The sequence below is a fragment of the Mesocricetibacter intestinalis genome (assembly GCF_004363295.1).
GTDB classification, from domain to species: domain Bacteria; phylum Pseudomonadota; class Gammaproteobacteria; order Enterobacterales; family Pasteurellaceae; genus Mesocricetibacter; species Mesocricetibacter intestinalis.
Window position 1 is genome coordinate 16,251 of record NZ_SNYQ01000003.1, and the last position, 24,262, is coordinate 40,512.

A 24,262-nucleotide genomic window follows, 5' to 3' on the forward strand; every position below is an offset into this window, starting at 1 on the left:
AAATAACCGCACTTAAATTTGCAGTACGAAAAAAGAATGCCCGCTTTACCTCTTTTGCCGCTAATCCTCTTCGGATAAAAGGGAATTATAGCGGCTTTGCCGAATAAACAGACGAACAGGGGCGATAAGAACCTTTAAACGAATAAAAGGCGTAATCCGATACGCCTTTATTGTATAGAATCCCTCGGGCTTAAGCGACGGTTAATTGCCCCGCATACAAAATAAAATAGCGCAGGCATAAAACGCCGATTAAATCGAATACGGAAACCCAGATAATAAAAGTACGGTTATATTTCAGGCTGTCTTTCGCCATCATATTGGCAAACAGCGGGATCAAAATCCCGATTAACATTACGCCAATCCAGAAAACAACGCCCCAGAATCCGCTTAACGCATTTTGTAGGGCCAGGGTTTTCTGTCCGCCGCCAAAATAAAGTCCCACAAAGAAGCAAACGATCAACCCCAGTTCGGTAACCATAATCGGCACTTCAAATTTATGGATATAATGGACTTCCTCACTATCGCCGCGCAGTTTACCCGCCAATAAAATAATCAGGAAGGTGGCGGCAATTCCGGAAGAAGTACCGGAAGCCAAAAACAGCGCCGGCAATACCGGGTTATTCAGCATCGGATAACTAATCAATGCCGAGAGTAAAAAACCGGTATATGCCCCCAGTACTGCAGCGAAAATAAACAACAATACTTCCACCGGGGTAATAATACGTTCGGCAAAGCGAATCCCTTGCATAATAAAACGCAGAGGCGGTGCAAATTTTTCAATTAAAGCTTCCAGTTGTTTTTTGAACAAAACGGCAATCCAGATAAATATCAAGGCCATATAAACCTGGAAGAGTATCACCCCCATGGACATTACGGAATTTAACTGATAATTGAACATTAATTTCCAGAATGTCCAGGGTCTGGCCAGATGGAAAATAAGCAATAACAGACCGATAATTACCGTACTCGGCCCGAGGATCGCCGCACTGCGCACTATCCAGTTAGCACTGGGTTCCGCCAACTTGTGGGTACGTTTATAAGCAATCCCCAACTGTACCGCCCCCGAGGAAATACCGAGCAGGAACAAATAGATGGCGATACTGGAATCCCACACCAGATTCGGCGTATGGAACGGAATATAGTCATTCATTATCGATGCTCTCCCTTGCCGAACGGAATATGATATAAATTCGGTTGTGTGCCCAGTTCGAGCTTGGTGCGGTAAACCGGATTTTGCCGTACTTTACGCGATACTTCGCTGTTAGGATCATTCATATCACCAAAGGTTAAGGCCTTGGTCGGACAAGACTCAACACAGGCCGGTTGTTTCCCCTGAGCCAGATTGGTATCACGACAGAAATTACATTTGTCGGCAGTTTTATGTAGCGGATGAATAAAGCGCACCCGATACGGGCAAACCGCGATGCAATACTGACAACCGACGCAAAGATCCTTATGCACGTCCACAATGCCCGTATCGGGATCCACAAAAGAGGCGCCGGTAGGGCAAACGGCGACACAAGGCGCATTGGAACAATGCTGACAAGATTGACGGAAAAATTCATATTCCGTATCCGGAAATTCTCCGTAAGGCCGGCTGCGGATAATTTCCAGTCGGGAAACCCCTTGCGGCACGCTATTAACTTCGCGGCAGGCGTCCATACAGGCGGTACAGCCGATACAGGCGGTTTCATCATGCACCATGGCATAACGGATGCTTTTTTTCTGTTCCGCAGGAATAGCTTGTGCCGATAATTTTACTGATGTTCCCGTCGTTAGGATCAAGGCTCCCATTGCGGAAACAAAGTTTCGGCGTGAGCAGGCTGTCATTTTTTATCCTTAGCTTCGGTTAGGGGTTGCATATCCTGCCCGGACTGAGCTTGTTTGCGTTTTTGCTGCTCGCCGTGGCAATCGACACAAAGTTTTACCCGTTGTTTCGGCTGAATCTCCGCCATGGCATCTTTTTTCGGATGCAGAGTATGGCAGCTGGCACAAGGGAGTTTCATGGCATGAACATCATGCGCCCAGAATTTCTCGCGTAAGTCCTGCGGTTTATGGCAGGAAAAACACACTTGGTTCTGCTCCTGAACGGAATACATAGGTTTTTCATCGCTGAAAATATTCCCCTGGAAACGCATGACGTCTTTCACACCGCGACGGTGATTTTCACTGATATTGCCATGACAGCTAACGCAATTAATAGGTTTTCCCGTGGCCGGATTATTTTTTCCCAGATGTATGCCGTGGAAACGTCCGGCATGGAATTCCCCTTTGGCCTGATCGGCTTCGGTATCAAGACTATGGCATTTAGCACAGTATTGATTAGGATCGCGTTCATTTTCCAGAGCAGGTTGATATTCTGCCGCGGCGCCGCTTTGCGCTGTCTGGGCAGGAGCCGTTAATGCTTGTGGTGCAAACATCAATAGCCCCGAAAGTGCGGTCAGTTTTAGCAGTATTTTTACTACGGAATTCATTTCGGTTACCTCAATTCTTAATTCAAAGAGACCGCACTTTGGCTTATTACATTTCTTAAAAGTGCGGTAACTTTTTTATTATTTTGCAGGCGGTATATCGTTCAGGATTAAACCTTTTTCCTTCGCTTCCTTATTCCATTGAGGAATCACCGTATTCAGGAACTCCGCTTTTGCCTTACGTTCTTTCTCAATATCAATGCCCATCACTTTCCAGGCTTGCTCCGCAGTGGAAATATCCGGGTAGGCGATCGGCTGCTGAACGCCTCGTTTAGTCAGAATTACGGCCAGTTTCTGACGGGCGTCGGCCACTCGATCCAAACCGCTGGCGATAATTTTCAGGGTAATATCCGGCGCATGCATATGGCTGCCGTGTCCTGCTGCCGAATAATCCCAGCGCCACTGAGCATGACGAATCGCCTGCAGAGCATCCTGCATTTCTTCTTTAGTCGCACCGGCATCCCAAGCCGCTTTCGCTTCAAAGTGGGCTTTCACCAGTTGATCTTCCAGTTTCAGCATCACGTCTTTAATGTCTTTTTTATGATCAGCAACGACTTTCTGTAAGGTTTCCTTGCTTTGGTCATGACATTTGGCACAGGTACTTTCAAACTGATCGAAAGGATTGCCGATCTGGTGATCCGTATAGACTTTACCGCTGGCATCCTGAACTTTCGGCATATGGCAGTCGATACAGGTTACGCCGTTTTTACCGTGGGTACCTTGCATCCAGATTTCATAGTCGGGGTGCTGCGCTTTTAGCATAGGCGCTTTGGAGATCGAATGCTCCCAGTCCTTAAATTCCAATTCGTCATAGTATTTTTCGATACTGTCTACATCCACACCTTTATACCAAGGGAATACCACATTATTCGCAACATTCTTATCAAAGTAATATTCCACATGACAGTTGGCACAAATCGCCGCCCGTTTATCGGTTCTGTCCAGCCCATCGAATTCTTTATCAATAGCTTCCAGAGCACGTAATACGTGCGGACGGGCAATGCGCAGGGCCGGTTTACCTGCGGCAAAATCCTGTGAAGCGGTATCATGGCAGTCGGCACAACCGATGGAATTCACTACTTCGGCGCCGCCTTTCGCCCATTTTCCGCTAAAATAGCCTTCTTCTCCCCATTCTGCGATCAAACGAGGAACGTCAGTCCCCTTACAACTCCAGCAGGCCATCGGTTGCGGGCCGGAATTAGCATCCATAGGCGCTCCCGTACGCAGAATATTGCGCACATCGGTTACCGCATAAAAATGGCCGCGCGGCTTATTATATTCTTTAGCAAAAGCATAACCGCCCCAGAGAACAATCATGCGTGGATCCGCTTCTACAGCGGGCGCTACTTCGGTGGAATTTTCGGTAGCTTTCCAGCTTTTATATTGCAGCGGGTACTGCTTAGCAAAGCTTTCGTTAACCGACTGAATTTTTATATCGGAATTAGGCTTCGCCAATTCCTCTTTAGTCGGCGCATAATGGCGGGCGGCCATTTCCTTGCCGTCGGTTGCAGCTACAGACGAGGTTTCGGCGGCCGTCAGATTCTGTGTCATAGCCAAACCGAATCCAAGCAGTGCCAGCGAAGAGAATGTACGTTTGAATATGTTCACGATAATCACTCCATTACAGGTTCTACCAAAAGTTAATTGTCATTACATCGGGGATGCCGAGCGTTTATCCGATGCTAATAAGAATCGTTATTAAAACAACGAGATAAACATAAAAAAAGAAGAGATTCCGGGGCAAGATTAGCAAATACATACAGTTTTTCTACGCCTATCTGAAGATTTGTTGCGTTTGATCAAGTTTATTTTGCAAAATACCTTTTTAGGGGTATGTGCAACATGGGGGTCTAAGGCGGGAGCCTATAATCCGCCGCTATTTCAGTAGGTTAATAAGGAGGACGAGGGGGTATTGAATAGCATAGAAAATACCTATTTATAGGTATTTAAATAAAATATGCTACATTGGATAAAAACAAAATGCGATCCCATAGGATCGCATTCTAGCAGAGCAGAAAACTTAGCGACCTTACTTCACTAAGCCGCCGCTGGCCTGTAAATCAGCATGATAGGAAGAACGAACGAAAGGACCGCAGGCGGCGTGTTCAAAGCCCATATCCTGTGCTTTAACCCGGAAATCGTCAAATTCTTCGGGCGGTACGTAACGGGCAACCGATAAATGATGACGACTCGGTTGTAAATACTGCCCTAAGGTCAGCATGGTTACTCCGTTTGTGCGTAGATCACGCATCACTTCCAGAATTTCTTCATTGCTTTCGCCCAAACCGACCATCAGACCGGATTTGGTCGGAATATGCGGGAACATCGCTTTGAATTCCCTTAATAATTTTAATGACCACTGATAATCCGCCCCCGGCCGAATTTCCCGGTAAAGGCGGGGAACATTTTCCAGATTATGGTTGAACACATCCGGCGGGTTATCCTTTAATTTATCCAGTGCCTGCTCAATACGGCCGCGAAAATCCGGTACCAGAATTTCGATCTTGGTATGCGGGTTTAGACGGCGGATTTCCTTAATACATTCGGCGAAATGACCGGCGCCGCGATCGGGTAGATCATCACGATCCACCGAAGTAATCACTACATAGCGCAGTTTCATATCTTGAATGGTTTCCGCCAGTTTTTTCGGTTCGTCCGCATCGGGCGGCAGAGGTTTTCCGTGCGCCACATCACAGAAAGGACAGCGCCGGGTACAGATGGCGCCTAAAATCATAAAGGTGGCGGTTCCGTGATTAAAGCATTCGTGCAGGTTCGGGCAGGAGGCCTCCTCACATACGGAATGTAATCCGTGTCTGCGCATACCGTTTTTAATACTTTCGATTTTAGCCGAATTTGCCGGTAACTTAATTTTCATCCATTCGGGCTTTTTCAGTAATTCCTGATTCGGATCAATATTTTTTACCTGAATAATCGAGGTTTTCGCCGCATCGCGATATTTAACCCCGCGTTCCATTTTAAATGCTGTTGTCACGCTAGCGTTCCTATTTTTGCCAAACTATTTTTTAATTATTAAAAAATTGTTACAAATTATACCCTAAAAATTCGGCAAAGTATTTCACTAATTTCACTGAAACCAGATCGCACTTCGCTTGCTCGGCCGGCACAAAATCCGCCAGCTGGCACATTTCCAGCCCGGCGTAACCGCAGGGATTGATATTTCGAAAGGGGTCGAGATCCATATTGATATTTAACGCCAGCCCGTGGAAAGAACAACCGCGCCGAATACGCAAACCTAAGGAGCAGATTTTTTTGCCATCTACATATACCCCCGGTGCGTCCGCTTTTGGATAAGCGCTAATTCCGTAATCCGCCAGAGTTTTCACTACCGTCTGTTCAAGGGCGGTAACCAAACGGCGTACGTTGAGCTCCCCCACCTCCGCTTTGTAACGCTTAATATCGATTAACACATACATCACCTGCTGGCCGGGACCATGGTAAGTAATCTGTCCTCCTCTATCCGATTGGACTACCGGAATCGAAGAGGGATACAGCAAATGTTCCGCCTTTCCCGCCTGCCCCTGGGTAAACACCGCAGGATGCTGAACCAGCCAGATTTCATCCGAATCCTCTTGGCTGCGGCCGTCGGTAAACTCCTGCATTTTATGCCAGATTCGTTCATAATCCTGCAGTCCTAACTGCCGCACTATCAGACGTGGTTTTGTCATAATATATCTTCTCTTAATATATGCAGCGGGAAAGCCGCGCGAATCGAATTTTATCTGCGCCCGAAAGGCTTACAGTACCATTCTGACCCCTTCGATTTTGGCCAGCTCCACATAAAGGGTTTCCACCTGCTCAATATTTTCCGCAATAATATCCACCGAAACGGAATTATAGGTTCCCTTGCTGCTGATATGTTCACGCGGATTATAATCACCCGGCGCATAACGCTGAATAACCACGAGGGTATCTTCCACCAGACCGGGACGATTTTTTCCGACGACCTTAAAGGTAAAGGGACAAGGAAATTCCAGCAAATCCTTTAATTGTTTTTGCGGAATATCGGTTAAGTTCATGGTTTTAATTTCTGTCATTATTATTCCCTAAAATTATTGAAAAAATTACCGCACTTTTCACAAAGTGCGGTCAGATTTTTAGGATTTCAACCTCGGCTGCAGCCCTTGATCAATCGAATAAGCTTTTTACCGTCAATACCAGCCAGTCCCAAGCTTTTCCGAATATGCCGCCTTCTTCTACATCCTGCATTACCTGTAGATTTACCGCCGCAATATCCTTACCGTCCAACTGATAAATCACTTTACCGACCTTTTGCCCTTTAGTTAAAGGGGCATACAGGTACTTATCATCTAACTGGAAGCGCGCTTTCACATCCGCATTCCGCCCTTTAGGTACGGTAATAAATGCGTCCTGCAACACACCGAGCGGTACTTCACCGCTGCTGCCGTAATAGACAGTCTGATTGGATACCGCTTTACCGCCTTCAATGGTTTTAAAAGTATCGAAGTTATTAAAGCCCCATTGGAGTAATTTTTTACTTTCGATTTCCCGTCCTTTAAAACTGGAAACCCCCATGACCACCGAAATCAGGCGCATATTATCGGCATTGGTGGCGGAGGCGACTAAATTATACCCCGCTTGGCTGGTATGTCCGGTTTTCATACCGTCCACATTCATACTTTTGTCCCAAAGTAGGCCGTTACGGTTCTGTTGCTTAATTTTATTAAAGGTAAATTCCTTTTCCGCATAAATTTTATATTCTTCCGGCAAGTCCCGGATAATATGTGCGCCGATAATCGCCATATCCCGTGCCGATGAATACTGATTCGCATCGTCCAGACCATGCACCGTGGTGAAATGGGTATTTTTCAAACCGAATTGGGCAACATATTTATTCATCGTATCAATAAAATTCTGCGTGCTGCCGGATAGGTGTTCCGCCATCGCCACACAGGCGTCATTACCGGACACAATAATAATGCCACGGTTTAAATCGGCCACTGAAACCTGCTGATTGAGATTCAGGAACATTTTCGAGGAATCAGGGAAATTTCTGCCCCAAGCACTATCGGTGATGGTAACCTTATCCGTGGTACGGATACGCCCCTGTTTAATAGCGTCGCCGATAACATAGCTGGTCATCATTTTAGTCAAAGAAGCGGGGTACTGGCGCTGATCCGGATTTAAAGCGGCTAATACCGCTCCCGAATTATAATCCATCAGAATAAAGGTTTGCGCGTTCAGTTGTGGCGGCGCAAGATTAAAGGGAGTTTCCTCGCCGAAAGCAGTGAAAGGGAGGGATAAAGCGAAAGCCAACCCGGCAATTACGCTCTTTTTAATTGCTTTAGGTAACATCTAAGCATCCTTTATTTAAGTCATTAATGATAAGTATAGACAATAAGCTGTTGTTTTCTGTCGAGTTTACTCAATGCTATTTTTAACTGATTAACATCCGATTTTGTCGCCAGATTTTCAAAATGAAGTTCAAATTTATTGCCGTTCCGTTTAATTTTACTTTTTATATCTTTATTTTGTACCAGCTTTTGCTGTAATTCATTCGCTTGTTTTTCTGTTTCCACATTTACGATGCGCATACTGTAAGGCATGCTCTTATCCGTTAAGGATGAGGTCAGAATACGCTTCTGAGCGGCATCGGTTCTCGCCGCCTTTGCCAATGCCGGTGCGGCGGCGCCGGAAATAGCGCCGTTGCGATCCACATGCAGCGCCTCCACTCTGACCTGGCCCACCCCGGCGCGAATCATGCCGATTTCACTTGCCGCCGCACGAGATAAATCCATAATCCGAGTTTTGGCAAAGGGGCCGCGATCATTAATTCGTACAATCACTTTTTTATTATTGGCCAGATTGGTAATCAGCGCATAGGAACCTAAAGGCAAGGTTTTATGTGCCGCGGTAAAAGCGGAAGCGTCATATTTCTCACCGCTGGCGGTACGGCGACCGTTAAACCTGCTGTGGTAATAACTTGCCGCACCTTCCTTGGAATAATGTTTTCCATGTTTATGGGTTTTGGTGGTATAGGATTTTCCTTTCACCACATAGCTGGTTGATTTGGTTACCGTCCCCTGATAAGTCAGCTTCGGACCGTTAATACCGTATTGTTTGTGCGTTTCTGCCTGGCTAAAAAAACTCACCAGTAACGTCAACAACGCTAAGAACGTTTTAAATTTCATAATAGTGTAACTCTGGTTTTCCTAACTCATCTTAAATAATACTTATCATAAGAATATCAAATTTGAAATTAGTTCCCTTTATGATAAAGGGTGCGCTTATGCGTATGCACGGACATAATCAGTCCGAACCCGGCCATAAGTGAAACGAAAGAAGTTCCGCCATAACTGATTAAAGGTAAAGGTACGCCGACAACCGGCAGAATACCGCTTACCATACCAATGTTTACAAAAATGTAAACAAAAAAGATTAGGGTCAGTGCGCCGACCAGGATACGCCCGAATGCAGTCTGAGCCTTTGCTCCTATAATCAAACCGCGCACAATAATAAAGAAATACAACATCATAAGCAGGGCGATTCCCACCATGCCGTACTCTTCGCTTAATACCGCAAAAATAAAATCCGTATGCGGCTCGGGCAAAAACTCCAGCTGCGACTGCGTCCCCAGCATCCAGCCTTTGCCCCATAATCCGCCGGAACCTATGGCAATCTTAGACTGCAGAATATGATATCCCGCCCCGAGCGGATCCTTTTCCGGGTCCAACAGCATTAATACACGCATACGCTGATAATCATGCATCAGATAAAGCCACATAATCGGAATAAATGCCGCCAAGCCGACCAATGCGGATAAAATCAGCCACCAGCTCATGCCCGCCAAGAATACAACAAATATCCCCGAAGCACTAACTAAAATTGAGGTGCCCAGATCCGGCTGAATCGCCACTAACAATGTGGGAAAGATAATAATCAGCAAGGCGATTAAGGTTTCCGAAATTTTCGAGGGCATACTGCGGTTCCCCAAATATACCGCAACCATCAGCGGTACCGCCAGTTTAACGATTTCCGAAGGCTGAAAACGCAAAACCCCGAGATCCAGCCAGCGTTGAGCGCCTTTACTGGTCGCCCCGATCATATCAACCAGAATTAGCATAATAATACCGGCGATAAACAAATAAGGAGCGACTTTCTGATAAAAGCGCGGCGGAAACTGCGCCATCACAATCATGACGATAAAGCCTAATATCACTTGGATCAGACGATTGCGAAACATGACTTCGCTGCCGCCGGCGGCACTGTATAATACGATTAAGCCGTAGCCTGAAATCAGAATAAGTCCGAGCAACAACCAAAAATCCAGATGCAGGCGCGGCCATAAATTAGAAAGTAAAGACTTTTTTTCTGTCATTCCGTTATATCCTGTCTTTCCGGCTCCGCCGCTGATTCATCTACCTTTTCCTGCGCCGCGGCGGTTAATTTAGGCAGGCGCTGATTCAGATAATAATCCATAATCCGGCGCACTACCGGTGCGGCATTACTGGAACCGCCGCCGGCGTTTTCCAAAATAATCGCCACTACGACTTTCGGCTGCTGATAAGGCGCATAAGCGGTAAACCAAGCATGATCGTGCAATTCTTTTCTTAACTGACCGGCATTATAGGTCTGATTTTCTTTCAGACTGAAAACCTGCGCCGTACCGGATTTCCCCGCCGCATCATAGGCGGCACCGGCAAAAGCCTTACGTCCGGTACCGGCCGCCGAATTAATGACGTTATACATTCCCCGCTTCGCCGCTTCCCAGTATTCTTTCTTAGGTTCGCGAATATCCTCATACAACAATGGATCATGATAATACTCAATATCGGCGCCGTGCATTTCTTTCATCAGGTGCGGCGTATTAACCTTACCGTTATTGATCAGCACCGCCGTAGCCTTGGCCAGTTGCAGCGGAGTGGCAATCCAATACCCCTGCCCGATTCCGACGGGAATGGTATCGCCGATCACCCAGGGCTTTTTATATTTCTTTTGCTTCCATTCTCTGGTAGGCATAATCCCTGCGGTTTCTTCATGCAAATCAATGCCGGTCGGCATCCCAAAACCGAAGCGCTTCATCCATTCCGCCATGCGATCTATTCCCATTTTGTAGGCAACCTGGTAAAAAAAGGTATCGGAGGATTCGGTAATAGCTTTTTGTAAATCCGTATTACCATGGCCGCTTTTCTTCCAATCGCGAAAGCGCTTAGTGCTGTTCGGCAACATCCAATACCCCGGATCGAATATGCTGGTGCTCTGGGTGATTACCCCTTCGGTCAGTGCCGCCACCGCCATAAAAGGCTTCACCGTAGAAGCGGGCGGATAAGCCCCCTGCGTTGCTCGGCTGTATAAGGGGCGATCAGGATCATTGAGCAGTTTGGTATAGTCGGAACCGGAAATACCGCCTACAAACAGATTATTATCATAACTCGGACTGGAAACCATCGCCAGAATACTGCTGTCCTGCGGATCCAGCACGACGGCAGCCCCTTTCTGCCCGTTCAGCAATTCGGTAATAAACAGTTGCAGCTCCAAATCAATGGTCAGATGAATACTTTGTCCGGCCACCGGCGGCTGTTCGCTCAGCTTACGTATCACCTTACCGCGGTTATTGATTTCTACCTGTTCATAACCTGCCCGTCCATGCAAGCGCTCTTCATAATAACGTTCAATCCCCAGTTTTCCGATATCCGCCGTACCGGCATAATTCGCTTCCTTTTCTTCTTTTTTCAAACGTTCGGCATCTTTATCATTAATTTTCGCCACATAACCCAGAATATGCGTCAGAGGCTCGCCGTACAGGTAATGGCGCTCGAAGTAGGGACGAATGTCAAGGCTCGGGAAACTGTACTGATTCACCGCAAAACGGGCGATTTGCTCTTCGCTCAAATCAGCTTTCAATAAAATCGGCGTATAGCGTGAGGAACGGCGCCGTTCCTTGTTAAACTTCAGTAAATCTTCATCGGTTAAACCGACGATTTCTCTGAGCTCGTCGAAAGTGCGGTCTAAATTTTCCACTTTTTCCGGAATAATGTATAAGCCGAAATGGGTCAAATTCTCCGCCAGCAATTTACCGCTGCGATCATAGATCAATCCGCGTGTGGGCGGCACCGGTAGCAACTTAATTCGGTTACCGTTGGAACGGGTCTGGTATTTATCGTAGTCGAGAACCTGCAAATGATATAAATTGGTAAATAAAACAAGGGTTAATACCAGAATACCGATAAAGGCGATTAAGGCCCGGCGGGCGAACAGATTGCGTTCCGCTTTATTGTCGCGGATAGGCTCGTGCTTCGGGGCGGCAAAAAATCTGATTAAAAAATTGATCTTCATTTATCGCATTCTTCGCTTATGTGCGGCTCCGTTCAATCTTATTCGCGGTGATAAGGATGGTTGGCGGTTAAAGACCAGGCGCGATACAGGCTCTCCGCCACTATCACTCTGACCAGCGGATGAGGCAAGGTCAACGGCGACAGCGACCAACTTTGCTGTGCGGCGGCTTTGCATTGTGCGGACAGCCCTTCCGGCCCGCCGATTAATAAACACAGATCTCTCCCGTCATTTTTCCAGCCTTCGAGCTGCTGAGCCAGCTGAGGGGTCGTCCAAGGTTTGCCGGGAATATCCAAGGTTACAATCCTGCCCTTACCGCAAGCGGCGAGCAAGGCTTTGCCTTCCTGGTCCAGAATGCGCTTGATATCGGCATTCTTTCCCCGTTTCTGTGCCGCTATTTCAATTAATTCCAGCGGCATATCCTTTGGAAAACGGCGCTGATATTCTTCAAATCCCGCCGTTACCCAATCGGGCATTTTTGTTCCTACCGCAATCAACTGAATCTTCATTTACGCCCACAGTTTTTCCAGCTGGTACATATCACGGCTTTCGCGCTGCATAATATGGACGATAGCCTGACCGAAATCTACCACGACCCAATCCGCCGTCGCCTTTCCTTCCTGCCCGAAGGTTTCAAAACCGGCCTGTTTGCTTTCATCAATAAGTTTCTGTGCCAGCGCCGCGACATGGCGACCGGAGGTACCGGTACAGATAATCATATCCTCGGTAACGGAAGACTTGCCCCGAACATCAATACATTGAATTTCCGCGGCTTTTAGATCGTCCAGTTTAGTTACAATAAAATCGACTAAATTCATTTCGTTTCCTATAAATCAAAGGGCATAATTTTAGCACGGGATTGGCAAAATCGGAATAAATACCGTTTTCCGTCCGAAATCCCCGCCGCCGGCTCCCTTATCCCGATCGGTAAAATTCAGATAAAAACTTTGCTTTTTTTGACCGCACTTTTCGCCGCGATAATAAACTCCGGAAAGAAAAATACCGGACCTGTAAAAGTTATCCGGTATTTGTTTTTACTGCTTACCCCTAGGCGACAAATTTACCGACGCCCAGTTCGTCTTCCTTACGGGTTCGGTACATTACCGCTTGCGGCGACTGCAGTACTCGCAGCCCCATTTGCTCTTCCGTACGCACCACTTCGCCGCGTAATGAATTAGTCCATACATCGGTGATTTTAATATCCACAAATTTGCCAATCATATCCGGCGTGCCTTTGAAATTGACGATACGATTAGTTTCAGTACGCCCGGTTAATTCCATAATGTCCTTTTTCGAAGGCCCTTCCACCAGTACGCGCTGTTCGGTACCGAGCATGGCACGGCTAAACTGCGCCGCCTGATTATTAATACGCTGCTGTAACAGATATAAGCGCTGTTTTTTCTCTTCCTCGCTGACATCGTCCGGCATATCCGCCGCCGGGGTTCCCGGACGGGCGGAATAGATAAAACTAAAACTCATATCGAAATTTACCTGCGCAATCAGGTTCATGGTTTCTTCAAATTCCTGCGCCGTTTCTCCCGGGAAGCCAACGATAAAATCCGAACTAATTTGAATTTCCGGACGTACCTTTCTCAGCTTGCGGATAATGGATTTATATTCCAATGCAGTATGGCCGCGTTTCATCATGGTCAGAATACGATCGGAACCGCTTTGTACCGGTAAATGCAAGAAGCTGACCAGTTCCGGCGTATCACGGTATACCTCGATAATATCGTCGCTGAACTCAATCGGGTGGCTGGTGGTAAAACGTAAACGATCAATACCGTCAATAGCCGCCACCAGGCGCAGCAACTCGGCAAAGGTGCAGATACCGCCGTCAAAAGTCGGGCCGCGATAGGCGTTTACGTTCTGACCGAGCAGATTAACTTCGCGTACCCCCTGTTCCGCCAGCTGAGCGATTTCGAACAATACGTCGTCAACCGGACGGCTGACCTCTTCGCCGCGGGTATAGGGTACCACGCAGTAAGTGCAATATTTATTACAGCCTTCCATAATGGAAACAAAGGCTGTCGGTCCTTCCGCTTTAGGTTCGGGCAGGCGATCGAATTTTTCGATTTCCGGAAAGCTAATATCCACCACGGAACTTTTTCCGCCGCGGATTTGATTAATCATCTCCGGTAAACGATGTAATGTCTGAGGCCCGAATATAATATCCACATAGGGAGCGCGTTCGCGAATATGTTCGCCCTCTTGGGAAGCCACACATCCCCCTACCCCGATAACCAGATTAGGGTTGCTTTTCTTCAGCTCTTTCCAGCGCCCCAACTGATGGAAAACTTTCTCCTGGGCTTTTTCCCGAATCGAACAGGTATTGAGCAATAATACGTCCGCTTCTTCAGGAATATCGGTAAGGGTTAAACCATGGGTACTGGCCAACAAATCCGCCATTTTGGACGAATCATACTCGTTCATCTGACAGCCCCAGGTTTTAATATGTAATTTTTGTGTCATATCGCTTAATTATTAATCCTTTGCAATCAAAGCAGGGGCCTCGAAAGGGCGCCCGAAAAATCAGTGGGCTATTTTACCCATTTGCACCAATTATGACCAGTTAAAAAGCATATTTTCGCCTGATTTTATCCCTTCGAGTTAGTTTCACCGGCGGCGATTTTCTTTCGGACAAGAATCACCGGCCAATTCCGGCCTTATAAAAATAGCCTAATAAGGTTTTTAGCGGGCAATAAAAAAGTGCGGAAAATTATACCGCACTTTAACTGTTTAGCTTCTCTGTTTACCGCCTCCGAGCCACTCCGGTTTAATAGCCTTCCTCATGAGTATTAGGCAGGAAGCTGGCTTTTTGAATGCGCCGCACGCGGGTTGTAATGGTTCCCTCATTATGCAATTCAATTTCACGCCAACCCGGCTGCAGCAAATCCAGACTAAAAGCGTTACTGTCCGGTTTAAATTGAATGCAAGTGGAGGGGGTGGCCATAATCTGGTAGCCTTTCCATTGGTCATCCACCTGCTGATGAATATGCCCGCACAGAATCCCTTTCACATGGCGAAAGGGAGAAAGGGTATTGGCAAATTCCTGCATATTACGCAGGTTATGCTGATCCAACCAGGCGGAATTGGTAGAAATCACATGATGATGCAATACGATCAAGGCATAGCGATCCGGATAATCTCTCAGCTTCGCCTCCAGCCAGTCAATTTGATACTGCCCGAGTTGACCGTGAGGTACGCCGAAAACCTGACTGTCCAGCATTAGAATCTGCCAGTGTTTGCCCGCCAAAATATGTTTTTTGGGTTCGATATTGCCATTACTGCGGTTCAAAATATCAAACATTTTCGGTTGGAAATCATGATTGCCCGGAATCCAAAATACGGTTTTCTCCAGTTTACGGATACTCCGGCAAAAGCGGTGATAACCTTCGTCGCTGCTGTCCTGTACCAAATCGCCGGTAGCCAGTACCAAATCATATTCATAACCGCTATCCAGGATCTCACTCAGTACCTGCTCAAAACTGGCCAGGGTGTTAATTCCCAGTAGCTCTCCCTTTTCGTCTTTAAACAAATGTGAATCCGTTACCTGAATCAATCGGACCTTATCCCTGTCGCTATCGAAAATATATGTGCTTGCCGCCACAGTAAACCTCTAAATATATTAAACTGCGATTACCTTATACTTTTCGTAAAAATTTGCATCAAAAAAACCGAAAAACTGTTAAACCGATCATATTTTAGAATTGTGTTTTTCTCAAAAATGCCCGACAGATCACAATTTCATTCTGTGGGCCTAAAGCCTGTGTTAACACCAGCGGGCTTGTAAATCAAGGTAGTTAAGCTGTAGCCACTGCAATCCTATTAGGGTAACAGCATTATTAATTTTTCCCGTACAAAGCCAGTGATAGGCAGTGCGACGTTCCAGAACATGAACCTTAATGTCTTCGTGTTCGCCGGCCAAACCGTGGATCCCGCCAGCCGTACCGCTGTCGACCTGAGCGACAAACAGATGAATACGTTCGCGACTACCGCCCGGACTGTCCCAGATACTGAAGACCGGCTCCAACCGAGAAAGTCGGATCCCCGCCTCTTCACGGCTTTCACGTATCGCCACCGCCCGAGGGGTTTCGCCCGCTTCTACCATACCTGCGATGAGTTCCAGTAACCAAGGGGATTGTTCGGAAGCCGGGTCATAAGCGCCGATTCGTACCTGCTCTACCAGAATCACCTTGTCTGCAGCGGGATCATAGGCGATAACCGCCGCCGCTTCGCCTCTTTCCAGTAACTCGCGACTGACTTCGCCGCTCATGCCGCCATTGAACAACTTATGCCGGAAACGAATTTTCTTCATTTTGAAAAACCCGTTATATAACAGGGTTTCGTCCAGAATTTCAATATCTTTTTGATTAAATTGTGTTATATCTTGCATAACTATGCCTATTAATGATTATTTAAACGCCAAGGGCTTATGCAAGGCATATCATGGCGCCAGATTCACCAAATATTCAATACCGGCGTTTAAATTTTTTTCCTGCAAACAGTTCGATTGCCATTGAAAAAAATGCGCATTAGATAAGGCTTCGCCGGCAACAAAAACGGAAAAATAAAAAGGTAACTCGGCACTGAATAATTGGCGCCCCATAGGGCAATGTCGGGAATACATTCGCTGTTGCAAGGGGTTATGCCGAACCTCGCTGAGTTTTGCAATACCGGCTCCCTGAGATTTCAATAATGCTTCGCGCAGGCACCAGATACGATAAAAGGCAGCTTCGGCATTGGCTTGCTCTTCAAACCAAGCGATTTCTTCCGGTGCGGCGAAATGCCTCAGCAGGGCGCTGAAATTTCGTTCTTTTTGCGGCGATTCGATGTCGATTCCCACCGCAACATTCTTATGGGGCTGCCCCTCTTGATAGGCGGCGGGTTTGATAATATTGAGCACCACCGCAACCCAATCCCCTGAATGGCTGATATTAAAATCCATATAGCTGATGGGCAGCTGCGGACGATCGCTTGCACTGCGATAAATATTATCCAGTAGGTTGCTGTTCTCACCTGCCTTTTTCATCAGTTGCGAAAGCAGAAAATGCGCGACTCGTCTGCTTTGACGACGACGCACAACTCTGGCGTTTTCGCCGCCGCAAAGATTTAAGCGATCGGCGACCAGCGGAGAAGATGAATTGATAGCGGGATAGTCCTGTAGAATGCTGCCCCAGGCGATTAAAGTTGTCATTTTCGTATTTGCTCATACAAAATAGCCCTACAAGCTTGTAGGGCTATCCGCACAATTAACCGGCCAGCAGGCTGTTTATGCGCTTAATAAAGGCGGTTGGATTCTCCAGACTGCCCCGCTCGGCAAGCATCGCCTGTTCGAGCAATAACTCAATCCAATCGGCAAATACCTGTTCATCACTAATATCCGCCGCTTTTTTCACTAGCGGATGTTCCGGGTTCAATTCAAAGGTATATTTCACCTCGGGTACGCTTTGACCCGCCGCGGCGAATAGTTTCGCCATTTGCGTTGTCATTTGGTCATCGGCGGTGGAAACAATCGCCGGGGTATCGGTCAGACGGTGAGTCAGACGAACCTCTTTCACCCGTTCGCCGAGCAAGGTTTTAACCCGTTCCACAAAGGATTCAAAAGCTTTATCCTGTTGTTTTTGATTTTCCTCTTCTTCTTTATCCGCCAGTTCGCCTAAATCCAGATCCGCCTTGCTGATGGTCTGTAAAGGCTTCTCCTCAAATTCGGTCAGATAACTGAGCATCCATTCGTCGATACGATCGGACAGCAGAAGCACCTCAATGCCTTTTTTATTGAATAATTCCAAGTGCGGTGAATTTTTAGCCGCTACATAGCTGTCCGCCGTAATATAATAAATGGCTTTCTGCCCTTCTTTCATGCGCCCCATATAGTCTTGCAAAGAAACGTTTTGCACCGAACTGTCATTATGGGTGGAAGCAAAGCGCAATAATTTAGCGATATTTTCCTTATTGGCAAAATCCTCCGCCGGACCTTCCTTCAGTACCAAGCCGAATTCGTTCCAGAATTGCTGATATTTCTCCCCGTCGTCCTCCGCCAGTTTTTCCAGCATCTGTAACGAACGTTTGCTCAGCGCTTTACGCAGGGCGGCGGTAACTTTATTATCCTGCAGAATTTCGCGCGATACGTTTAAAGGTAGATCGTTACTGTCGATAAGACCACGCATAAAACGCAGATAATTCGGCATAAACTGTTCCGCGTCGTCCATAATAAACACGCGCTGCACATACAGCTTCAGACCATGTTTGTGTTCGCGGTTAAATAAATCCCAAGGTGCTTTTGAGGGAACGTAAAGCAGGCTGGTATATTCCTGATTACCCTCTACTTTGTTATGCGCCCAAAGTAAAGGATCGGCAAAATCATGACTTAAATGTTTATAGAACTCTTTATATTCCTCATCGGAAATTTCATTTTTGGCGCGTGTCCATAAGGCCTGCGCTTTATTGATTTTTTCCCATTTAATGCCGGTTTCTTTACCTTCTTCATCATATTCTTTGGCGAGGATTTCCACCGGCAGACCGATATGATCGGAATATTTCCCGATAATCTCGCGCAGGCGCCATTCATTTAGAAACTCCTTTTCATCTTCGCGCAGATGCAGGGTTATTTCCGTGCCTCGTTCTTTTTTCTCAATATCCGCTACGCTGTAATCGCCTTCGCCGGCAGACTCCCAAAGCACGCCTTTATCTGCGCTTTCTCCGGCGGCACGGCTTTTAACCGTTACTTTATCCGCAACGATAAAGGCGGAATAGAAACCTACCCCGAATTGTCCGATCAACTGACTGTCTTTAGCCTGATCGGAACCGAGAGAAGAAAGAAATTCTTTAGTACCGGATTTAGCGATGGTTCCCAGATGATCGATAGCCTGGGCGCGCGTCATTCCGATACCGTTATCGCTGACGGTTAAGGTGCCTTTCTGTTCATCAAAGCTGATACGTACTTTTAAATCACCGTCGCCTTCATATAATTCCGGATTAGACAGGGCTTTAAAGCGCAATTTATCCGCCGCATCGGAAGCGTTGGAAATTAATTCGCGTAAAAAAATCTCTTTATTGGAATAAAGAGAATGTATCATTAATTGCAGCAGTTGCTTTACTTCGGACTGAAAACCGCGGGTTTCTTGATTTTGACTCATAATAATTTCCTATTTCGGTTCAATTTCAATAAAGATGGCTTATATATAGGAATAAATCATAAAATTTCAACGGGCAATTCATTTATCCGCATAATAAACAATCAATAAAAAAAAGTGCGATCAAAATGACCGCACTTTGGTGTTTGTAATTCCGTTTGTTTAGAAATCGTAACGGATACCCACTTTAGCACCGTACTGATTAACTTTGGTATCTTCGAATTTACCCAAGCGGTTATATTCCACGTTACCGTTTAAAGACCAGTTCTGTGTCAGCGGGTATTGAACCCCGGCCAGTACGCCGTAACCGAATTTATTTTCGGTTTTGCTGTTGAAATAACCTCTACCGCGGTTTTCAATATCAAATATATTATTGGCGATACGAATTCCCGCATAAGGTTTAAAGGCGGAATTCATATTGAAATCATAAATACCGGAGAAACCGATGCCGTAGATTTTAGCCGAAATATGCTCTCTTTGTTCTCTACCTTCGAATTTGCCCTGATGGGTATAATCCGCCGCTAAACGCCAGCCGCCGAAGTCATAACCGATGCTGATGCGCGGATCGAATTTGCTGTCGTCAAGTGCGGAATAAGCGCTGAATTTGGTTTTTGAATAACCTAAATCCCCCTGCGCATACCAAAAGGCATTGGCACTAGTGGCAACCGCAAGCGTACCCAATAAAACGGCTAATGTTGTCTTTTTCATAAATGTTACCTTCTTTCCATGTTGAACCGAAAAAAACCACCGAGAATATAACATAATTCTTTGAAAAAAGACAACATTTTTAATTCTTATTCGGACTGCAGGGAACAAGCTCGCCCTGACATTCACGGCAAATATAGCGCATATTCCGACGTTGAATATTATGATGACGGCGCAAGCTGAGATGATGAACCCGACAGTTACAGCGGTAAGCGAAGGTTTGTCCGCGTACGCTTTCCAGATTAAAACGATGGCAGGTATGGGGAGTCAACCCGAACAGCTCGCCCATAACGCCGCGCCATTCCTCACCGTGCGGTTTAACCCTGCCGAAGACCTGATAAACCACCAAATGCGCCACTTCGTGCGGTACCACCTGAGTAATAAATTCATCGCTATTTTCCAACATTAAAGTGCGGTTAAAACCCAGGCTATTTTTTTCCAGATAAGCGACTCCGGCCTTTAGCCCGCGCACCCTATAATGAATTTCGGGTATCGGGAAAGTGCGCTGGAAATGCTTTTCGGCCAGCGCCAGACAAGCATTGACTTTGCGCTGTACCTGCATATTGAGATGACGAAACAGAGTTTGCTGCTGCATAACAAAAACGGCACCTTAAGGTGCCGTCGAGAGGTTATCAGAAACCAGCGGCCGAACGTAACAATTCGGCGCGATCGGTTTTTTCCCAAGGGAACTGTTCCCGTCCGAAATGTCCGTAAGCGGCGGTTTGACGATAGATCGGCTGAATCAGGTCAAGCATTTTAATTAAACCGTACGGGCGTAAATCAAAATGTTCGCGTACCAGTTTAACCAATAATTCATTGCTGACTTTACCGCTGCCGAAGGTATCGATCATAATAGAGGTCGGCTCCGCTACGCCGATGGCATAAGAAAGCTGAATTTCACAACGGGCGGCCAATCCCGCCGCAACGATATTTTTCGCCACGTAGCGCGCCGCATAAGCTGCAGAGCGATCCACTTTAGAAGGATCCTTGCCGGAAAAAGCTCCGCCGCCATGACGTGCCGCACCGCCATAGGTATCCACGATGATTTTACGTCCGGTCAGACCGCAATCTCCCATAGGGCCGCCGATAACAAAACGTCCGGTAGGGTTAATAAAGTATTTGGTGTCTTTATTCAGCCAGGCCTGCGGCAATACGGGTTTGATAATTTCTTCCATCACCCCTTCATGTACCTCTTTCTGGCTAACGCTGTCCGCATGCTGAGTGGAAAGCACCACCGCATCAATACCGACAATTTTATTATTTTCATATTTCAGGGTTAGCTGGCTTTTAGCATCGGGACGCAACCAATTCAGTACGCCCGATTTCCGGACCTGTGCCTGACGCTCCATTAAACGATGGGCATAGGTGATTGCCGCCGGCATCAATACCTCGGTTTCGTCGGTGGCATAGCCGAACATAATTCCCTGATCGCCGGCGCCCTGTTCCAACGGACTTTCACGATCCACCCCCTGATTAATATCGGAGGATTGTTTGCCGATAGCGTTTAATACCGCACAGGAATGGCCGTCGAAGCCCATATCGGAACTGGTATAGCCGATATCGCAGATAACCTGGCGGGCCAGATTTTCAATATCCACCCAGGCGGAAGTAGTAATTTCTCCCCCCACCAGAGCCATACCGGTTTTCACATAGGTTTCGCAAGCAACGCGCGCTTTCGGATCCTGTTTTAGAATTTCGTCCAGAACGGCATCGGAAATCTGATCGGCAATTTTGTCCGGATGCCCTTCAGAAACGGATTCGGAAGTAAATAGATAACTTGACATAATGTTCCTTTTACAGTCATTTAGAAGTATAGACGGCTATAATACGCTTTTTTAACTAAAACTCAACGACTAATTACTCACCCTTATAGCCTTGGCTGACCGCCAAAACGTAAAAAAAGGGCTAAGCAAAATTTTACGCACGAACAAGGAAAACACCTCCGGCCAATAGTTAAAGCAGAAGGAGCCCCTGAATCCGACAGGCTTCAGCCCATATTATTTTGCTATGTGCAAAATATCCGCTTCAGTCTCTCGGACAAATTTCCGATTCGGCAAAAAAATAAGCGATTTCACGTTCGGCACTGGACGGACCATCGGAACCGTGCACCGAATTCTGAGTTTTGCTAAGTGCGAAATCCCGCCGAATCGTCCCCGGAGCCGCTTCTTCCGGATTGGTAGCACCGATAAGAGTGCGATAATCCCCTATGGCATTTTCTTTTTCCAATACAGTTACCATAATCGGGGCGGAGGTCATATAATCCACCAACCCGGCAAAAAAAGCCTTGCCTTCATGCTCGGCATAAAATCCCTGCGCCTGTGCTTCGCTTAAATGCAGCATTTTTGCTGCTACAATGCGAAACCCCTCGGCTTCAAAACGGGCAAGAATCCGGCCGATTAAATCACGCTTAACCGCATCGGGTTTAATAATTGATAATGTTTGTTCTAAAGCCATAAATTTATCCTCATTATTGTTATCCTTCTGTTTTGGCATGAGCTTTGGTTACCAATAAATTCGCCAGGGTGCGTACCCCTAAACCTGTTGCTCCCGCCGCCCATAATTCTCCCGCTGATTTCCGGAAGGTGGCCGAACAGTCAATATGCAACCAGTGCCGGCGATAATCCTTGACAAAATAAGATAAGAATGCCGTTGCGGTGCTTGCACCTGCACCTACAGGAACGGAACCTACATTGGCAATATCGGCAAAGGAAGAATTAATCTGGTTCCGGTGGAAAGGCTCAAAGGGTAAGCGCCAGAAAGGTTCCTGCTCTTCTTTGGCGGCATGGAATAAATCGGCGATCAACTCTTCGTCCATAGATAAGACCGAATGATAATCGTTACCTACCGCCACTTTTGCCGCACCGGTTAAAGTGGCGGCATCAATAATAAATTGCGCTTGTTGCCCGTCCGCTTCGATTAAGCCGTCGGCCAAAACTAAACGCCCTTCCGCATCGGTATTCAGCACCTCAACAGTTACGCCGTTTTGATAACGGATAATATCGCCCAGTTTAAACGCACTGCTACTAACCATATTTTCCGCACAGCAGAGATAAAGCTTCACCCGACACTTTAATCCGTGAGCAATGGCCAGTCCCAAGGCGCCGGTTAATAAAGCGGCGCCGCCCATATCCGAACGCATACTGTCCATACTGTTACTCGGCTTAATACTGTAACCGCCGCTGTCAAAAGTGATACCTTTACCTACCAGGCAGGCAAATACCGGCGTATCCGCTTTACCGCCCGGGTTGAAATCCAGCTGCAACATCGCCGGCGGATGCGCCGACCCTTTGCCTACCTGCCAGATCCCCTGATAGCCCTGTTCATGCAAATCTCGCCCGGAAATAATGGAAAAATCCACCGCACTTTTATCCGCGTAGGTTTCGGCCTGACGCAAAATAAAATCTGCCGAGCGCCGCGCCAATTCCAGCGGCGTAATCAAGGAAGAAGGCTGATTGGTAATCTCCCGCACGAAATCCGCACAGCTAATCCGCGCAAGTAACTCTTCATGCGCTTCGCCCAACTCCGGAAACTCAACGGAATAATCCTGTTTTGCCGAATAAAAGCCCTGATAAAAAGCCCAGCAAGTTTCCAGTTCCCAATATTCACCGGACAATTCCGCTTCATGGATCCCCTGCCCGCGCAGCTTACGCGCCGCTTTCTGAACGGAAATATAATCGCCGTCATGAGCAATATGAATCACCGCTTTATTATCGGCAAAAGAAATCAAAGCGTTTTTACCCCAGCCCGCCTGTGCCGGGGTCAGCGAAAGTGTAATTTGCATAACAATATCCTGTTACAGAAAGGTTAAAAACGGAGGGTATGATAGCTTAGAGCGATAAAAAAAAGAACAGGAAAATGAAAAGTTTCTTATTTACGTAAGAATTTTCGTTTTATTAAGCCAATCCCTTTTAATAAAAGATTTTCACTCTCAATAGATACCACCGGTATCTCTTTAATTTTAATCTGATTATGGATCAACCAAATATTAAAAAGGCGTTCTGCAATAAAACCGAAGACGCGTTTCTGGTAATTATCATAATTTTTTATATCGACTCTTTTTTCAAGCTCAAATAAAATATCAAATAACCATTGACAATATTTATCGACTGATTCCGTACGCATTATAAACATATTATAAAGATGTAAGGTTTTACCGGACATCAGCTTATGGTAAGCCGGTAAATAATCAGGATAGCTTTCTTCTAGAATCTGTTTGGTAAGCTCAAGATCATGTTCATAATGTGCATGTTTATAATGGTCATATACGGTTTCTATATAGTAATTTCGTTTTTTAGGAAGGATACAATCGAAACCTTTTATCATACTAAGTAATTCCGATTCCCCTGCAATTTGCTTGCCCTTTAAAACCAGCTCTTTACCTTTAAAATAACGGCGATAATGAACTAAGCCTACATAATCCGAATCAGCAAAAAAATTATTTTTCCATGCCCAGTAAAGTGCGGTCAATTCACAAAAAGAATTATTTTTATGGGAGATATTATTACCTTGCTCATCATCTAATATGCCTAAATCAAGATGGCTAATAGTTTTTCCTACTTGAATAGGATAGTAACAATCATCCTTAGGAAACGCATAATCTTTATGTATTGCAATTAATACTTTGATATTTGCCATAAG

At 46.3% G+C, this 24,262-nt stretch carries 24 protein-coding genes; all 24 read right to left on the reverse strand.

Features of this window, described 5'->3' with window-relative positions:
* Nucleotides 1–190: 190 nt before the first annotated feature.
* Nucleotides 191–1,150 carry a cytochrome c nitrite reductase subunit NrfD gene (gene nrfD, locus EDC45_RS04625; protein WP_166635108.1) on the reverse strand — a complete coding sequence of 320 codons (960 nt, stop codon included), beginning with the start codon at nucleotides 1,148–1,150 and terminating at the stop codon, nucleotides 191–193.
* Nucleotides 1,150–1,830, reverse strand: coding sequence for a cytochrome c nitrite reductase Fe-S protein (gene nrfC / locus EDC45_RS04630; protein ID WP_133543962.1), 681 nt, complete (start codon nucleotides 1,828–1,830; stop codon nucleotides 1,150–1,152). The genes nrfD and nrfC overlap by 1 nt, the downstream gene beginning before the upstream one ends.
* The gene (nrfB, locus tag EDC45_RS04635) at nucleotides 1,827–2,474 is read right to left on the reverse strand and encodes a cytochrome c nitrite reductase pentaheme subunit (RefSeq protein ID WP_133543964.1); all 648 of its coding nucleotides are present in this window, start codon (nucleotides 2,472–2,474) and stop codon (nucleotides 1,827–1,829) included. The genes nrfC and nrfB overlap by 4 nt, the downstream gene beginning before the upstream one ends.
* 78 nt (nucleotides 2,475–2,552) lie before the next feature.
* On the reverse strand, nucleotides 2,553–4,022 hold the full coding sequence (nrfA, locus tag EDC45_RS04640; RefSeq protein WP_133544496.1) for an ammonia-forming nitrite reductase cytochrome c552 subunit: 1,470 nt from the start codon (nucleotides 4,020–4,022) through the stop codon (nucleotides 2,553–2,555).
* A 478-nt stretch (nucleotides 4,023–4,500) separates the two neighbouring features.
* Nucleotides 4,501–5,463 carry a lipoyl synthase gene (gene lipA / locus EDC45_RS04645; RefSeq protein WP_133543966.1) on the reverse strand — a complete coding sequence of 321 codons (963 nt, stop codon included), beginning with the start codon at nucleotides 5,461–5,463 and terminating at the stop codon, nucleotides 4,501–4,503.
* Nucleotides 5,464–5,512: 49 nt separating this feature from the next.
* The gene (lipB, locus tag EDC45_RS04650; protein ID WP_133543968.1) at nucleotides 5,513–6,157 is read right to left on the reverse strand and encodes a lipoyl(octanoyl) transferase LipB; all 645 of its coding nucleotides are present in this window, start codon (nucleotides 6,155–6,157) and stop codon (nucleotides 5,513–5,515) included.
* Between the two features lie 69 nt (nucleotides 6,158–6,226).
* Entirely contained in the window at nucleotides 6,227–6,526 is a 300-nt protein-coding gene (ybeD, locus tag EDC45_RS04655) for a DUF493 family protein YbeD (protein ID WP_133543970.1), read from the reverse strand.
* A 91-nt stretch (nucleotides 6,527–6,617) separates the two neighbouring features.
* Entirely contained in the window at nucleotides 6,618–7,805 is a 1,188-nt protein-coding gene (locus tag EDC45_RS04660) for a D-alanyl-D-alanine carboxypeptidase family protein (protein ID WP_133543972.1), read from the reverse strand.
* A gap of 23 nt (nucleotides 7,806–7,828) precedes the next feature.
* A complete protein-coding gene (locus EDC45_RS04665) occupies nucleotides 7,829–8,641 on the reverse strand; it encodes a septal ring lytic transglycosylase RlpA family protein (protein ID WP_133543974.1) in 813 nt (270 codons plus the stop codon).
* 68 nt (nucleotides 8,642–8,709) lie between these two features.
* Nucleotides 8,710–9,828, reverse strand: a complete 1,119-nt coding sequence (gene rodA, locus EDC45_RS04670; protein ID WP_133543976.1) for a rod shape-determining protein RodA — start codon at nucleotides 9,826–9,828, stop codon at nucleotides 8,710–8,712.
* The gene (gene mrdA, locus EDC45_RS04675) at nucleotides 9,825–11,786 is read right to left on the reverse strand and encodes a penicillin-binding protein 2 (protein WP_133543978.1); all 1,962 of its coding nucleotides are present in this window, start codon (nucleotides 11,784–11,786) and stop codon (nucleotides 9,825–9,827) included. Before mrdA ends, rodA begins: the two co-directional genes overlap by 4 nt.
* 38 nt (nucleotides 11,787–11,824) lie before the next feature.
* Nucleotides 11,825–12,292 (reverse strand): 23S rRNA (pseudouridine(1915)-N(3))-methyltransferase RlmH, encoded by a 468-nt coding sequence (gene rlmH / locus EDC45_RS10385; RefSeq protein ID WP_208107248.1) that lies wholly within the window; start codon nucleotides 12,290–12,292, stop codon nucleotides 11,825–11,827.
* Entirely contained in the window at nucleotides 12,293–12,601 is a 309-nt protein-coding gene (gene rsfS / locus EDC45_RS10390) for a ribosome silencing factor (RefSeq protein ID WP_208107249.1), read from the reverse strand. It lies immediately after the preceding gene.
* Nucleotides 12,602–12,830: 229 nt separating this feature from the next.
* Nucleotides 12,831–14,255, reverse strand: coding sequence for a tRNA (N6-isopentenyl adenosine(37)-C2)-methylthiotransferase MiaB (gene miaB / locus EDC45_RS04685; protein ID WP_133543980.1), 1,425 nt, complete (start codon nucleotides 14,253–14,255; stop codon nucleotides 12,831–12,833).
* A gap of 304 nt (nucleotides 14,256–14,559) precedes the next feature.
* Nucleotides 14,560–15,393, reverse strand: a complete 834-nt coding sequence (gene cpdA / locus EDC45_RS04690) for a 3',5'-cyclic-AMP phosphodiesterase (RefSeq protein WP_133543982.1) — start codon at nucleotides 15,391–15,393, stop codon at nucleotides 14,560–14,562.
* Nucleotides 15,394–15,555: 162 nt separating this feature from the next.
* Nucleotides 15,556–16,179 (reverse strand): ADP-ribose diphosphatase, encoded by a 624-nt coding sequence (nudF, locus tag EDC45_RS04695; protein WP_133543984.1) that lies wholly within the window; start codon nucleotides 16,177–16,179, stop codon nucleotides 15,556–15,558.
* A 51-nt stretch (nucleotides 16,180–16,230) separates the two neighbouring features.
* The gene (locus tag EDC45_RS04700) at nucleotides 16,231–16,980 is read right to left on the reverse strand and encodes a 4'-phosphopantetheinyl transferase family protein (RefSeq protein WP_133543986.1); all 750 of its coding nucleotides are present in this window, start codon (nucleotides 16,978–16,980) and stop codon (nucleotides 16,231–16,233) included.
* Between the two features lie 55 nt (nucleotides 16,981–17,035).
* Nucleotides 17,036–18,922, reverse strand: a complete 1,887-nt coding sequence (gene htpG, locus EDC45_RS04705) for a molecular chaperone HtpG (RefSeq protein WP_133543988.1) — start codon at nucleotides 18,920–18,922, stop codon at nucleotides 17,036–17,038.
* Nucleotides 18,923–19,081: 159 nt separating this feature from the next.
* A complete protein-coding gene (locus tag EDC45_RS04710) occupies nucleotides 19,082–19,627 on the reverse strand; it encodes an OmpW family outer membrane protein (protein WP_133543990.1) in 546 nt (181 codons plus the stop codon).
* A gap of 79 nt (nucleotides 19,628–19,706) precedes the next feature.
* A complete protein-coding gene (locus tag EDC45_RS04715) occupies nucleotides 19,707–20,219 on the reverse strand; it encodes a SprT family zinc-dependent metalloprotease (protein ID WP_133543992.1) in 513 nt (170 codons plus the stop codon).
* 37 nt (nucleotides 20,220–20,256) lie between these two features.
* The gene (gene metK, locus EDC45_RS04720; RefSeq protein ID WP_133543994.1) at nucleotides 20,257–21,408 is read right to left on the reverse strand and encodes a methionine adenosyltransferase; all 1,152 of its coding nucleotides are present in this window, start codon (nucleotides 21,406–21,408) and stop codon (nucleotides 20,257–20,259) included.
* Between the two features lie 241 nt (nucleotides 21,409–21,649).
* Entirely contained in the window at nucleotides 21,650–22,078 is a 429-nt protein-coding gene (gene ndk, locus EDC45_RS04725; RefSeq protein WP_133543996.1) for a nucleoside-diphosphate kinase, read from the reverse strand.
* A 19-nt stretch (nucleotides 22,079–22,097) separates the two neighbouring features.
* The gene (pepB, locus tag EDC45_RS04730; RefSeq protein WP_133543998.1) at nucleotides 22,098–23,405 is read right to left on the reverse strand and encodes an aminopeptidase PepB; all 1,308 of its coding nucleotides are present in this window, start codon (nucleotides 23,403–23,405) and stop codon (nucleotides 22,098–22,100) included.
* Between the two features lie 86 nt (nucleotides 23,406–23,491).
* Nucleotides 23,492–24,259 (reverse strand): DUF4422 domain-containing protein, encoded by a 768-nt coding sequence (locus tag EDC45_RS04735; protein WP_133544000.1) that lies wholly within the window; start codon nucleotides 24,257–24,259, stop codon nucleotides 23,492–23,494.
* Nucleotides 24,260–24,262 lie beyond the last annotated feature (3 nt).